Annotated in this window: 13 protein-coding genes; 6 read left to right on the top strand and 7 right to left on the bottom strand. The window is 54.0% G+C overall.

The window, feature by feature from the left end:
* Nucleotides 1–197 precede the first annotated feature (197 nt).
* Nucleotides 198–680 (bottom strand): Rsd/AlgQ family anti-sigma factor, encoded by a 483-nt coding sequence (locus FH974_RS14945; RefSeq protein WP_047885306.1) that lies wholly within the window; start codon nucleotides 678–680, stop codon nucleotides 198–200.
* 156 nt (nucleotides 681–836) lie between these two features.
* Here FH974_RS14945 and nudC point away from each other — a divergent pair, with 156 nt between their 5' ends.
* The gene (nudC, locus tag FH974_RS14940) at nucleotides 837–1,607 is read left to right on the top strand and encodes an NAD(+) diphosphatase (RefSeq protein ID WP_047885290.1); all 771 of its coding nucleotides are present in this window, start codon (nucleotides 837–839) and stop codon (nucleotides 1,605–1,607) included.
* A 57-nt stretch (nucleotides 1,608–1,664) separates the two neighbouring features.
* Here nudC and FH974_RS14935 read toward each other — a convergent pair whose 3' ends face one another.
* Nucleotides 1,665–1,850 carry a hypothetical protein gene (locus FH974_RS14935; RefSeq protein WP_309225231.1) on the bottom strand — a complete coding sequence of 62 codons (186 nt, stop codon included), beginning with the start codon at nucleotides 1,848–1,850 and terminating at the stop codon, nucleotides 1,665–1,667.
* 476 nt (nucleotides 1,851–2,326) lie between these two features.
* On the opposite strand from FH974_RS14935, the gene hemE reads away from it, so the two are divergent.
* A complete protein-coding gene (gene hemE, locus FH974_RS14930) occupies nucleotides 2,327–3,394 on the top strand; it encodes a uroporphyrinogen decarboxylase (protein ID WP_047885289.1) in 1,068 nt (355 codons plus the stop codon).
* 143 nt (nucleotides 3,395–3,537) lie between these two features.
* Here the strand turns inward: hemE and FH974_RS14925 are convergent, their stop codons facing one another.
* Together FH974_RS14925 and FH974_RS14920 are read right to left on the bottom strand one after the other, a co-directional pair.
* A complete protein-coding gene (locus FH974_RS14925) occupies nucleotides 3,538–4,149 on the bottom strand; it encodes a uracil-DNA glycosylase family protein (protein WP_207103385.1) in 612 nt (203 codons plus the stop codon).
* 62 nt (nucleotides 4,150–4,211) lie between these two features.
* A complete protein-coding gene (locus tag FH974_RS14920) occupies nucleotides 4,212–5,132 on the bottom strand; it encodes a D-2-hydroxyacid dehydrogenase (protein WP_207103384.1) in 921 nt (306 codons plus the stop codon).
* Nucleotides 5,133–5,230: 98 nt separating this feature from the next.
* Here FH974_RS14920 and FH974_RS14915 point away from each other — a divergent pair, with 98 nt between their 5' ends.
* Nucleotides 5,231–5,818, top strand: a complete 588-nt coding sequence (locus FH974_RS14915) for a YjaG family protein (RefSeq protein ID WP_047885286.1) — start codon at nucleotides 5,231–5,233, stop codon at nucleotides 5,816–5,818.
* Between the two features lie 508 nt (nucleotides 5,819–6,326).
* Nucleotides 6,327–7,637 (top strand): branched-chain amino acid transport system II carrier protein, encoded by a 1,311-nt coding sequence (gene brnQ / locus FH974_RS14910; protein WP_207103383.1) that lies wholly within the window; start codon nucleotides 6,327–6,329, stop codon nucleotides 7,635–7,637.
* A 114-nt stretch (nucleotides 7,638–7,751) separates the two neighbouring features.
* Here brnQ and FH974_RS14905 read toward each other — a convergent pair whose 3' ends face one another.
* On the bottom strand, nucleotides 7,752–8,807 hold the full coding sequence (locus FH974_RS14905; RefSeq protein ID WP_047885284.1) for a CNNM domain-containing protein: 1,056 nt from the start codon (nucleotides 8,805–8,807) through the stop codon (nucleotides 7,752–7,754).
* Between the two features lie 227 nt (nucleotides 8,808–9,034).
* Between FH974_RS14905 and hupA the strand changes: the two genes are divergently transcribed.
* Together hupA and FH974_RS14895 are read left to right on the top strand one after the other, a co-directional pair.
* Nucleotides 9,035–9,307 carry a nucleoid-associated protein HU-alpha gene (hupA, locus tag FH974_RS14900; RefSeq protein ID WP_047885283.1) on the top strand — a complete coding sequence of 91 codons (273 nt, stop codon included), beginning with the start codon at nucleotides 9,035–9,037 and terminating at the stop codon, nucleotides 9,305–9,307.
* Nucleotides 9,308–9,347: 40 nt separating this feature from the next.
* The gene (locus tag FH974_RS14895; protein WP_207103382.1) at nucleotides 9,348–10,049 is read left to right on the top strand and encodes a DUF1481 domain-containing protein; all 702 of its coding nucleotides are present in this window, start codon (nucleotides 9,348–9,350) and stop codon (nucleotides 10,047–10,049) included.
* Nucleotides 10,050–10,177: 128 nt separating this feature from the next.
* On the opposite strand, the gene purD is transcribed toward FH974_RS14895, so the two are convergent.
* Nucleotides 10,178–11,467: a phosphoribosylamine--glycine ligase gene (purD, locus tag FH974_RS14890; protein WP_207103381.1), complete on the bottom strand. Its 1,290-nt coding sequence runs from the start codon at nucleotides 11,465–11,467 to the stop codon at nucleotides 10,178–10,180.
* 228 nt (nucleotides 11,468–11,695) lie between these two features.
* The gene (gene purH / locus FH974_RS14885) at nucleotides 11,696–13,297 is read right to left on the bottom strand and encodes a bifunctional phosphoribosylaminoimidazolecarboxamide formyltransferase/IMP cyclohydrolase (protein ID WP_207103380.1); all 1,602 of its coding nucleotides are present in this window, start codon (nucleotides 13,295–13,297) and stop codon (nucleotides 11,696–11,698) included.
* Between the last annotated feature and the right edge of the window lie 147 nt (nucleotides 13,298–13,444).

The following is a 13,444-nucleotide window of genomic DNA, read 5'->3' as shown; positions in this document are numbered from 1 at the left end:
CAATGCGCGCATAGCTGATAAGACAAGAAACGGAGGTTATCAACCGGCGGGAAGCGTCACGGGGATGCACAAGAGAGGTGGGTGAGTGTTGGAGAATAGATAACAGCAAACAACGGCAGGAAATTACAGCGCGTAAGCAGGATTACCAGCCTCAACGACAAGGCTGGTGGCATGAGGACAAAGCGAGCGGTATGTCGTTAGGCGCCCGGTGGGCAGGCCAGACTCTCGCTGATCAGTTCAATCAGACTGTCTTCCAGTGCAAAGCGCAGCTCCATCAATTCCCCGACCTCTGATAGATCTTGATCAAAGTCCGGCATTTCGTCGGCTTCATCAAACTCATCGTATTTTTCGGTGAAGTTCAGCAGCGGATCGGTGGTTTGCGTAATGCGGTGGTACAGGGTAGAAATATCTTCTGTTGGTGAGTAACCGATCGCATTCCAGCGCGCCATGACCATGTCATAGATTTTGAAGTGGCCTTCGGAGATGTAATCGACCAGTTCCTGGCTGAAGAGTTGAAGTTGCGATAAGGTAGGGAGCTGTCGGTTATTTTTCTCGAACGGCGGCAGTCCCGCCAGTTTACAGTAATCGATGAGCAGTTGTTGCCTCGACATCAGCCAGTGGTCAATCACGTCGCTGGTGCCACCCCATTGTTTTTGTACTTGCTCGAACTTACTTAACATGACCATGCCCTCATGATCTACAGTACCGGGACAGGGGTACTGGAAACAATTCCTGTTAATCTCTTTGAAAAGAGAACCTTGTATTACGGATTCATGTCCGTATTAAGTTTAGATTGCCAGTAAAAGCGATACCCTGCAAGGATGGATGTAACGTTAATGTTAAATCAAAAAGAAATAGCCTATTGGTGCATTATTAAAGATCGTAAGTTATTCCTTACAGATCAGGCTCTTCCCCAGATGTCTCGGGAAGCATTGGCACTCGATACTCAAGCCGCGCAAGAGATTGGCCGCTACCAGGGTAAAGCTGTGTACTGGCTGGAAGCGCCTGCCGGTATGCCGGATGACAGCTTTGACAGCCTGCGTGCACTGCTGCATGTCGATGGCGCTTTGTTCAACCTGGCCGGACGGGCAACCCAGCTGTCACATATGCTGCATACCCAGAAGTTTTGTAGCCACTGCGGCGGTGAGTGCCGGCTCAGTGAAGGGGAACTGGCGATGCAGTGTCAGCAGTGTCAGACCCAGCATTACCCGCGTGTTTCACCCTGTGTGATCGTAGCGGTCAGGAAGGAAGAGAAAATCTTGCTGGCGCAGCATCCGCGACACAAAACCGGAATGTATACCGTGATCGCCGGGTTTGTGGAAGCCGGAGAAACTCTGGAGCAGTGCGTGGCCCGGGAAGTGAAAGAAGAAACTGGGATTGAGGTAACCAACATCCGCTATGTCGGCAGTCAGCCGTGGGCGTTTCCGTCCAATCTGATGATGGGGTTTCTGGCTGATTACCAGAGCGGGGATCTCAAGCCGGATTACACGGAACTGAGTGATGCAATCTGGGCCGGGTTGGATAACCTGCCTGAGCTGGCTCCACCCGGTACCATTGCCTACCACCTTATTCAGCGCACCTGCGAGGAGATTCGTCAGGGGAGATAACAGGGCGTTTCCGGCACCGTCTTGGGTGTTCGGGGCCTTCCAATGGCCACGATGAGTTCAGAAAAATGTTGGTTTTGCCTCGATGACGTTATGGAATGTGGCCTTGGTGGTGCTAATCAAATGGGCGGCATAGTCCGGAGAAAGGGCGTGAAGCTGTCCTTTAGTTGCTTTGAACGAGGTGGACCACAGGCCGTCTTTGTAAGTACCGGTTTCCAGAAACTCAACCACAACTTTCAGATTCATAAATACCTCTTCGCTTTGCTGTAACAGTTTGTGCTGATGGAATTAACATTAGCAGTATTTGTGTGGCAAATCTGAAACATTAGTTTTGCAGAAAAGTGATACGTATTGGCATTCCCGTTCAGGCTGATGTGGGGAATCGGGTGTTATGGCATGCCGATTTTGGGGCGATAAATGCGTGGGGGAATGAGTGTGAATAATGCTGGTGGATATGATGATGGCAGCAGAGGTATCGGGGTTGTGCCGGAAAAATAAAAAAACCCTCCGTCCGGAGGGATAAGGTGCAGTTATTTTGCCTTCTACAAGCAAAATCATTGTTATTATTGCTAGCGCGCAGAATTTGTACCACGAGTCAGAATCCAGCCGCAATTATGTTGACTGGATTGTTGTTATAAACTTGATCCGGTTAACAATTGGCCCCTTTAGTTGCCTGCCTGTAATGTTACAATACGCCGCAGAATTTCATCATGGAGTCCCTAATGAGCGAATTAAAGAATGACCGCTATCTACGTGCTTTGTTGAAACAACCGGTCGACTGTACCCCGGTATGGATGATGCGCCAAGCTGGCCGTTATCTACCTGAGTACCGTGCCACGCGTAGCGTAGCCGGCGACTTCATGTCACTGTGCAAAAATGCGGAGCTGGCCAGTGAGGTTACTCTGCAGCCACTGCGTCGTTTCCCGTTGGATGCCGCTATCCTGTTCTCTGACATTCTGACGATTCCGGATGCGATGGGACTGGGGCTGTACTTCGAAGCTGGCGAAGGCCCGAAATTTGAGCGGCCGATTACCTGTAAGGCTGATGTCGATAAAATCGGCCTGCCGGATCCGGAAGGCGAGCTGCAGTATGTGATGAATGCTGTTCGTCAGATCCGTAAAGACCTGCAAGGTGAAGTGCCGCTGATCGGTTTTTCCGGCAGCCCATGGACGCTGGCGACCTACATGGTGGAAGGCGGCAGCTCAAAAGCGTTCACCAAAATCAAAAAGATGATGTATGCCGATCCGGCGACCCTGCACGCGCTGCTGGATAAGCTGGCAGATAGCGTGACCGAATACCTGAATGCGCAAATCAAGGCTGGCGCACAGTCGGTGATGGTGTTTGATACTTGGGGTGGTGTGCTGACGCCGCGTGATTACAACGAGTTTTCACTGCGCTATATGCACAAAATCGTGGATGGCCTGATCCGTGAAAATGAAGGCCGTCGTGTACCCGTCACCCTGTTTACCAAAAATGGCGGTATGTGGCTGGAGCAAATTGCGGCCACTGGCTGTGATGCGGTAGGTTTGGACTGGACCATTGATATCGCGGATGCCAAGCGCCGTGTTGGTGACAAAGTGGCGCTGCAGGGCAACATGGACCCGTCTATGCTGTATGCGCAACCTGAACGCATTCGTCAGGAAGTGGCCACGATTCTGGAAGGTTTCGGTCACGGCGGTACCGGCCATGTGTTCAATCTGGGCCACGGTATCCACCTGGATGTGCCGCCGGAAAATGCTGGTGTGTTTGTTGATGCGGTACACGAGCTGTCTAAGCCGTACCACAAGTAATCGGTAGTGTTTCGCGACCGAGGAATCCGGAAGCGTACCAAGCGCTGTCGCTCAGTGCTGAGCGGCCTGGCGTCGACAGATTGAGTGTTACATGAATGGAAAGCCCATGCAGGTGACTGCATGGGCTTTTTGTTTGCTGGAATCTATCCTTTGACTAACCCCAAATGCTGGTGGACATAGTCCCGGATATACGGCACGACCTCAGCTTCAAACCACGGGTTCTTTTTCAGCCACAAGGTATTGCGCGGAGAAGGGTGGGGCATGGGAATGTAGCGCGGTGCCCACTGCTGCCATGCTTTTACCGTCTCGGTCAGGGTTTTGGGTTTATCGCTCAGATAGCGCTGCTGGGCATACTGGCCAACCAGCAGCGTCATCCCCACTTCCGGCAGCAACGGCCAGACCTGAGGATGCCACTGCGGGGCACATTCCGGGCGGGGTGGCAGGTCACCGGATTTGCCTTTGCCGGGGTAGCAGAGGCCCATCGGCATAATGGCGATTTGCGCCGGGTCGTAAAACGTCGCTCTGTCCAGTTCCAGCCACTGACGCAGTCGGTCGCCACTGGGATCATTCCAGGGGATGCCGGTCTCATGCACCCGGGTACCGGGCGCCTGACCGATAATCATTAACTTCGCGCTGGCCGCGGCCTGAATAACCGGCCGGGGTCCCAGAGGGAGATGATCCTTGCAGATCTCGCAATGACGGATTTGATCCAGTAGGTTATCAAGTTGTTGTGTCTGGTGTGGTGCCTTGGGCATAAAGCCTCCGTCGCGAACATAAACCTTGCTGTCAGTCAGCACGGTAACAGCATGAGCGCGTTTCAGTAACCGCGCTGAAAATCAATCTGGTAACACAGGGGGGAACCGGTGTGCCAACGGCGGTAATTGTCGGCAAAGATAGCCATGACCTGATCGGGAAAGCTCTCTGCCGCAATGTGCGGAGTCACCGTAATCTGCGGGTGGTGCCAGAACGGATGCGCCGCTGGCAGGGGTTCTTGCTTGAAGACGTCCAGTACCGCATGCGCCAGATGGTTGTGGGTGAGCGCCCATAACAGACTCTCTTCACACACCGCATTACCACGGCCTACGTTGAATAGCAGCGCCTCGCGACAATGCTGCAGGCTGTCCCGATTCAGCAGATCATTCGTCGCCGTTGTTGCGGGCAGGGTAGAAACCACGATATCTGCCTGTGGCAGGGCATCGGCAAGCCGCGATATCGGATAGATCGTCTCAAACGCATCCGGTGATTCTGACGGGGCGGTGCCGGATCGATTGACACCGATTGCCCTTAGACCCAGCGCCGTGGCGGCGTGTGCCAGGTGCTGTCCGATACTGCCGGTGCCGAGAATGACCATGACACGCCCGGCCAGACCACGGTAAGAATGAGGCTGCCATTGCGCATCGGCCTGCTGGCGCTGATACTGGCTGAAATGCCGGTAATGGCTGGCACTATACCCCAGAACATATTCGGTGATGAGTTGGCCGAAGCAGCCGCGGATATTGGTGAGCTGGTAGTCCTGGCGTTTATCCGGTTGGATCAGAGCATCAATGCCGGCAAAGGTCGACTGCAACCATGCCAGAGCTGAAAAGCGCTCCAGTGTATGGGCAATCAGCGGGGGATCGGCCAGGATCACATTAGCCTCGGCGGGATCGTCGGTCAGGGTCAAATCCGGCAATCCCTGTTGTGCCAGCAGCGCGGTATAAGTGGCCTGCTGGCGGGAGATGATCATCAGCTTATTCATACTATTCCTTTTTCATCGTGGTGATCCCGCGTCCTTGTATTGCAGTGGTAGGGGGATACAAGTAAGATCCGGTGCAAATCACTACCGCAGATTATTCCATGCTTAAGAATCCAATTCAGCTTCGCTTAGAAAAACTCGAACCTTGGCAGCACATTACCTTTATGGTGTCGCTGTGTGAACGCATGTATCCGAATTATGCTTTTTTCTGTGCCGAAACCGATTTTGAGGACGGTCAGAAATACCACCTGATCCTGGACAGTATCTGGGAATCGCTGACGGTGAAGAACGCCAAGATTAATTTTGAGCGCCAGCTGGAAAAACTGGAAGAGCTGGTCCCTAATGCTGATGATTATGATCTGTATGCCGTCAACCCGGCGATTGATGCCTGCGCAGCGCTGGCGGATCTGCTGCATTGCTTGTTGGATCGTGATCTGATGTTGGAGCATGTGCTGAAAATCAGCGGCTTGTCCGTGGAAACCGTGGCGAACCTGGAAGAAGCACAATTGGGTGAAGCGATCACGGATGACAACCAAAAGCAAAATGAAGCGGTTTGTGCTGAGTGGGATATGCAGTGGGCGATTTTCCGGGCGCTGAAAGAGGCGGAAGGTCGTGACATTGAGCTGATCAAAGGGCTGCGTAAAGAGCTGCGTGAAGATCCGGTCAGTAATATCGGCATTGCCTTATAAGCGGCGACAGTCTCAGAAAAAGAGCCCCAGGGCTCTTTTTTATGGCCATTTTTTACGGCGATAACAGGCTGTGGGTTTATACCGGTTGAGCCAGTCGTTATCATGTTGCTACATTGTTAAGTTGATAATGTTGCTTTTCTGCTTTGAAACTGGTCAATTATTCTTTTCATTGATTGCGTAGTAACTCAATCAACTTATTTTATTCGACGTCTTGCCATGCGCCCGTTCAGGCGTTTATAACAGGAAAGCACCGGGAAGATAACCTTCCTATTCTTTTACTGTCAGCCAGGATTGAGCATGTCTGTTGTCACCCATACAACTTGTTCGTTGCACCGCAGCCAGCGCGCTGTGGCCGCTAACCTGCTCCTCCTGCTCTCTCTGAAACTTATTCGGGGCTGACAGGCCGTACCATTTTTCTGTCAGCCGAGAAGTTGCTGGCAGAGTCACTCCCTATCTATCTCATGTTCTCTCCCTAGTAGCTTCCGGTCTGGCCATACAGAGGAAGACTATGTTAAGTGTACGTAACATCGCCGCGTTAGGCTTTATGACCTTTGCCATGTATCTGGGCGCAGGTAATCTGATTTTCCCTCCGTTTCTGGGTTACCAGGCGGGTGAGCACCTGTTTGAAGGTATGTCAGGCTTCCTGCTGAGCGGGGTCGGGCTGCCAGCGCTGGCACTGATTATGGTGGCTCAGGTACAGGGTTCGGATAACTTGACCGCGGTATTACCGCGTCCGCTGGCAACCAGCTTCTGGATCATGGTCTTCATTGTGATTGGCCCGGCGTTTGTGATCCCCCGCGCGATTACCGTCGCTTACCAGTTCAGCTTTGCACCGTTTGTGGGTGACGCAGCCCTGATACCGTTTTCGATCTTGTTCTGCCTCGCGACCGTGTTGTTTTCCCTGTATCCCGGCAAGCTGGTGGATACACTGGGTAAGTGGTTAACCCCGGCGTTGCTGTCCATTCTTGTTGTGATGGCCGTTGTGGCGTGGTGGTTCCCGGCTGGCGCAATGGGTGAAGCGACCGGTCCTTACGTCAGTGGGGCGTTTGCGGAAGGTATCACCCAGGGCTACATGACGATGGATGCGCTGGGCTCGATTGGCTTTGGCTGGGTTATTTTCCGTGCGATTCAAAGCATGGGGGTCAGCTGCCCGAAAGCGACGGCCAAGTACACCCTGATGGCGGCGGTGATGTATGCGAGCGCGATGGCACTGGTTTATGTGTCGCTGGCTTATATTGGGGCAACCAGCGTCAGTTTCAGCAAGGAGTTCACCAACGGCGGTGAGATCCTGACGGCTTTCACCACTCACCATTTTGGTGTATTCGGCACGATGTTGCTTGGTGTGGTGATGGTGCTGGCCTGCCTGACTACGGCGATCGGCGTGACGACGGCCGGCAGTGAGTTTTACAGCCGGACGTTCCATAAGGTGTCTTACCGTGGCAGTGTGTGGGTCACAATGCTGGTGGCGGCTCTGGTGGCCAACATTGGGTTGGATCAATTGCTGGCGATTACTTTGCCGGCGGTGGTCGCGTTGCATCCGGTGGCGATTGCTTTGCTGATGATCGCGCCGTTGCGCCGAGTCCTGGCGACATCAGGGGTACTGGCCACGGTGGCCACTGCACTGGTGTTCGGAGGTATGGATGCGCTGCACATTCTGGGCAGCATGCCGGAAGCCATGGATGCAGTGTTGAGCCGTGAGTTGCCGCTGTACGGCTATTATGCCGGCTGGATTGTTCCGACTGTCGCTGTGCTGGCAGTCAGCGGGTTGCTGGGGTTGTTGAGCGGGCAGCGCGTGTCGGACGCGGTGGCGGAGCGCTAAGGCTAGCCTAAGCGCGCCACGATACTGATAATTTACCAATAACCACAGATACAAATAACAGAAAAGGGCCATCAGGCCCCTTTCGTTATTTGTATCTGTGGTTTGTTGTTTTACCTACTCGTCATCTTTGCTCTCAATGACGCCGTGCAGTTTCTTCCATTTTTCCCAGCGCTGGTAGGCCAGTTGCTGCATGTCGGTGTTTTTGTCGGCTTCATCCACAATCTCTTCGCCGACCAGATGCTCGAAAATGTCTTCCATTGTGACCAGTCCCTGTACCGTGCCGTATTCATCCACGACCAGCACCAGCTGCGAGCGTTCTTTCATCAGTTGCTCAAACGCTTTTGGCACGCTGGCAGTATTCATGATGACCGGAATCGGACGCATCAGGGTGCCCAGTTCATTTTGGCCACGACCGGCCTGGCTTTCGGCAAACAGCTCCAGGCGGTGGACAAAGCCCAGAATGTTATCGCTCTGCTCGCTGTAAACCAGCGGGCGTGAGAACGGGCTGTCTTTATGCTGGGACAGAAACTCATTGATCGGCTGTTCGGCATCGACCCGGAACAGTACCGGACGCGGCGTCATTATTTTGGTGACGCTGACATCCCGGAACTGGAGCAGGTTGGTCATAATTTTAGACTCGCCCTCTTCCAGCTCGCCGGACTCTTTGGCCAGCATGGCCATGGCAGACAGCTCATCGCGCAGTTTCGGTGCTTCGTGACCGCGGGACAGGCGACGGGTAATTTGCTCGGACACCCAGACAAACGGCGTCAGTGCCCATACCATCCAGCGCAGAATCGACGCACTGGCCGGTGCCAGCTGACGCCAGTAGGTGGCACCGATGGTTTTTGGAATGATTTCCGAGAACAGCAGGATCCCGATAGTCAGTACGCCGGAGAATACGCCCAGCCACTGGCTGCCAAACACGACGGCGGCCTGGGCACCGGCAGTAGCAGCACCAATGGTGTGAGCAATGGTGTTTAACGTTAGAATAGAGGCCAGCGGTCGGTCGATATTTTCTTTCAAAGCCGCCAGGCGAGGAGCGGCGGGATGTTCTTGCTGGCGCAGAGTGCCAATATAACTCGGCGAAATACTCAGTAACACGGCTTCCAGTACTGAGCAGATAAACGAAACACCAATCGCAATTGCGACGTAAATCGTAAGGAGAATCATGCTTACCTTATTAGCTAAATAACGTGAATGCCTATATTAATCGGTGCTGAGGCGAATAAATACAACTATTTCCAAGCACGCTGAGAAGGCATTTTGTGAACTTGCGCTCAGTTTATGGTTAAAGAGCCCGCACCTAAGCACATGATAGCCGACAAACCTTTGCCACACAGGCTTCTTTTGAATTAGAGTTGATGCGTCTTAAGAAAAAACCTTAGAAGGGAAACCTAATGAACAAGACCCAACTGATTGACCTGATCGCTGAAAAAGCAGATCTTTCTAAAGCCCAAGCTAAAATTGCTCTAGAGTCGACTCTGGACGGTATTACTGACGCGCTGAAGGAAGGTGATCAGGTTCAACTAATCGGCTTTGGTACTTTCAAAGTAAATCACCGTGCTGCACGTACTGGTCGTAACCCTCAAACTGGCCAGGAAATTCAAATTGCTGCAGCAAACGTTCCAGCATTTGTAGCTGGTAAAGCACTGAAAGACGCAGTGAAATAATCTATACTCCGCCAGATATTCTATCTGGCGGAGTTTTTCCATGAAGCGCTATTCTCTTTTTCTTCTCATTTCGCTCCTCGCGGGCTGCGCCTCCACCCCCTTAGTTCCGGAAAACTCCATTACGCCTGTCCTGACCCACACTGGTGGTCAGACGCTGGGCGACACCACGACATTGTACTGGTACACCTCGCAACAGAACCGGCCGGTCAAACTGGCGGAGCAGGTTCAGCTGGGTGATGACGGTCATTACCAGTCGGATTATCGTTGGCGTGAGGGAAAGCTACGTGAAATCAAGCGTATCGGTGAGCAGTTGGACGGACAGCAGCTTGAGCCGTTTAGTCTGCATGTCCGCTACGATACTGAAGGCAACGCGGTGTTCCAGCGTTATACGTTGGGTGGTGAGCTGATCCCACTGTCTTCAGAGCAACTGAGCCAGCTGGTACGTGATGCCGAGCGGGGCATCGACGTGGTAAAGCAGCAGCGTAAGGCCGATGTCTCGCTGGTGCAGGGTACCTGGCGCCACGGCCAGTTTCATCGCTGTGGTGATGATCGCCTGTTAGCGGTTAATTTCACACCAGCGCTTGCAGATTTCCAGCAGCATCAGTTGCTGGCAGCACAAATGCAGGGGTTTATGCTGGTAACCGGCCAGGTGCGGCGTGATGCTCTGACCGCGAACGGGTTATTGCTGCTGACGCAAACCGCTCAGCCGTGCCTGACTGCCCCGAATTTGCTGGGTAACTAAGCCCGGAACTGTTCACTGGGGATGTGTGGCATTTTACTGCTTTCAATTAAAAAACGCGCCCAAGGGCGCGTTTTTTTATGGTTTGAGCACAGAGGCCAGCCGCGGACGGGGCTCTGGTACCTGTTTGATCAGGCTTCCTGCTCACGGGCAATTGCCCGGTAGCCAATGTCATCACGGAAGAACATGCCATTCCAGCTGATTTGTTTTGCCAGTTGGTAGGCACGCTGCTGAGCGTCAGACACTGTCGTGCCCATGGCGGTTGCACACAACACACGGCCGCCATTGGTTACCACATGGCCGTCTTTCTCTGTTGTACCGGCCTGGAAGACTTTCTCGCCCTCAACATCCTGCTGCGGCAGACCGCTGATGATGTCGCCTTTGTTGTAGTCTGCCGGGTAGCCACCGGCTGCCAGCACGATACCGACAGAGGCGCGTGGATCCCAACGGGATTCCGCCGTATCCAGCTTGCCGTCAATCGCTGCCTGGCACAGTTCCACCAAATCGGACTGCATGCGCAGCATGATTGGCTGGGTTTCCGGATCGCCGAAGCGGCAGTTGTATTCAATGACTTTCGGCGTGCCGTCGGCCATGATCATCAGGCCTGCGTACAGGAAGCCGGTATATGGGGCTCCTTCCGCGGCCATACCGCGTACGGTCGGGTAGATCACTTCATCCATCACGCGCTGGTGGATCGCTGCGGTCACTACCGGTGCCGGAGAGTAAGCGCCCATGCCGCCGGTGTTCGGGCCAGTATCGCCATTGCCGACACGTTTATGATCCTGGCTGGTAGCCATCGGCAGTACGTTCTTACCGTCAACCATCACGATGAAGCTGGCTTCCTCGCCATCCAGAAATTCTTCAATGACCACTCGGTGACCGGCTTCGCCGAAAGCATTACCGGCCAGCATGTCACGTACTGCCTCTTCTGCTTCTTCCAGCGTCATCGCCACGATAACGCCTTTACCGGCCGCCAGACCGTCCGCTTTCACCACGATAGGCGCGCCTTTTTCACGCAGGTAGGCCAGTGCCGGCTCAATCTCCGTAAAGTTCTGGTATTCCGCCGTTGGGATCTGGTGGCGGGCAAGGAAATCCTTGGTGAAGGCTTTTGAACCCTCCAGCTGGGCTGCGGCCTGCGTAGGCCCAAAGATTGGCAGGCCAGCTTCACGGAAGGCATCTACCACACCAATAACCAACGGGGCTTCCGGACCGACAATGGTCAGCGCCACGTCGTTTTCGCGGGCAAAATTGACCAGGCCAGCGATATCTTCAACGCCAATCGCTACATTTTGTAGTTTAGGCTCTAGCGCTGTCCCTGCGTTGCCCGGTGCAACAAACACGGTTTCCACCGCGGGGTTTTGTGCGGCTTTCCAGCCCAGTGCGTGTTCGCGGCCACCATTACCAATGATCAGAACTTTCATGTAACTCTTTCTCCTGTCGCTCTTTATCGCGTCGCCAGAATCACAATAACGGCGTCAAAAATGCTTATTTACTAGCGTAAACTCCGCGTTTTTCCTGGTTATTGCAATCCTGGTCTGGCTCAATTCGCTTGCTGATGGAGGTACACCAGGGACGATACGCTTGATGTACAAAATTAAACGAATAACACCCAGGCCGCGGCAATCGGGCCTGGGTGTGAATTCAGGTGCTTAGTGACGGAAGTGGCGCATGCCAGTGAATACCATCGCCATGCCATGTTCGTCGGCTGCGGCAATTACTTCTTCATCACGCATTGAACCGCCTGGCTGAATCACGCAGGTGATACCGGCTTCCGCCGCCGCGTCGATACCGTCGCGGAACGGGAAGAAGGCATCGGAGGCCATTACGCTGCCCGCAACTTCCAGATTTTCATCTGCGGCTTTGATGCCGGCAATTTTCGCGGAGTAAACGCGGCTCATCTGGCCGGCACCGACACCGATTGTCATGTTGCCTTTGGCGTAGACAATGGCGTTGGATTTCACGTATTTAGCTACTTTCCAGCAGAACAGGGCATCACGTAACTCTTCGTCGCTAGGCTGGCGCTGGGACACTACTTTCAGGTCGTCCAGGCCGACCATACCCTGATCACGGTCCTGTACCAGCAAGCCACCGTTAACACGCTTCACGTCATAGCCGGTGGTTTTGCCAGACCACTCGCCGCATTCCAGCAGGCGAACGTTCTGTTTGGCGGCAACCACTTGTGCAGCTTGTGCGGAGACGCGAGGGGCAATGATCACTTCCACAAACTGGCGGTCGATGATGGCCTGGGCCGTGGCGGCATCCAGCTCGCGGTTGAAGGCGATAATGCCACCAAAGGCGGAAGTCGGGTCAGTCTGGTACGCGCGGTTGTACGCTTCCAGAATATCGTCGCCCAGAGCCACGCCGCATGGGTTCGCGTGCTTGACGATCACACAGGCCGGCTGGTCGAATTCTTTCACGCATTCCAGGGCGGCATCAGTATCTGCGATATTGTTGTAAGACAGCGCTTTACCCTGAATCTGGTGGGCAGTGGCGACTGACGCTTCTTCCGGATGCTTCTCGACATAGAATGCAGCCGCCTGATGGCTGTTTTCACCGTAGCGCATGTCCTGCTTCTTCTCGAACTGCTGGTTGAAGGTACGCGGGAATTTTGACTCCGCATCTCCTTCTTGAGAAAGAGTTGGGTCGCCGTAAGAAGGCACCATGGTACCGAAGTAGTTGGCAATCATGCCGTCATAAGCGGCAGTGTGCTCAAAGGCTGCAATCGCCAGGTCAAAGCGGGTCGCGTGAGTCAGCGAGCCATGGTTGGCTGCCATTTCAGTGAGGACGCGGTCATAGTCGTGGGCATTAACGATGATGGTGACGTCTTGGTGGTTTTTCGCTGCGGAGCGCACCATGGTCGGGCCGCCGATATCGATGTTTTCCACGGCGTCTTCCAGGGTACAGTCCGGCTTGGCCACGGTGGCGGCAAACGGGTACAGGTTTACCACGACCATATCAATCGGGGCAATGTCATGCTCGGCCATGATGGCATCATCCGTGCCGCGACGTCCCAGCACACCACCGTGAATCTTTGGATGCAGGGTTTTCACTCGGCCGTCCATCATTTCCGGGAAGCCGGTATGATCCGACACTTCAGTTACCTTGATACCTTGTTCAGCCAGCAGGCGGGCAGTACCACCGGTGGACAGAATGTCGACGCCACGCTCGGCAAGCGCCTGAGCGAATTCAACAATACCAGTTTTATCAGATACGCTAATCAGCGCGCGGCGAATAGGACGTGCGTTTTCCATTGCGACCATCTCTTTTGCATACACGGGGAATATTTGCCAAAAGCCATCGGGCGGTTGCGGCTGGCTTTTGGTAAATACCCTCGGCTAGAATCGGGAGAGCGGGGTATGCCCGAACAACAGATTCAAGCGGTAAACGCGGCATATTCT

This window comes from Photobacterium ganghwense (assembly GCF_017329545.1).
Classification (GTDB): domain Bacteria; phylum Pseudomonadota; class Gammaproteobacteria; order Enterobacterales; family Vibrionaceae; genus Photobacterium; species Photobacterium ganghwense.
The sequence above is the reverse complement of the archived record's forward strand: the minus strand, read 5'-3'. Positions and strand labels throughout refer to the sequence as shown.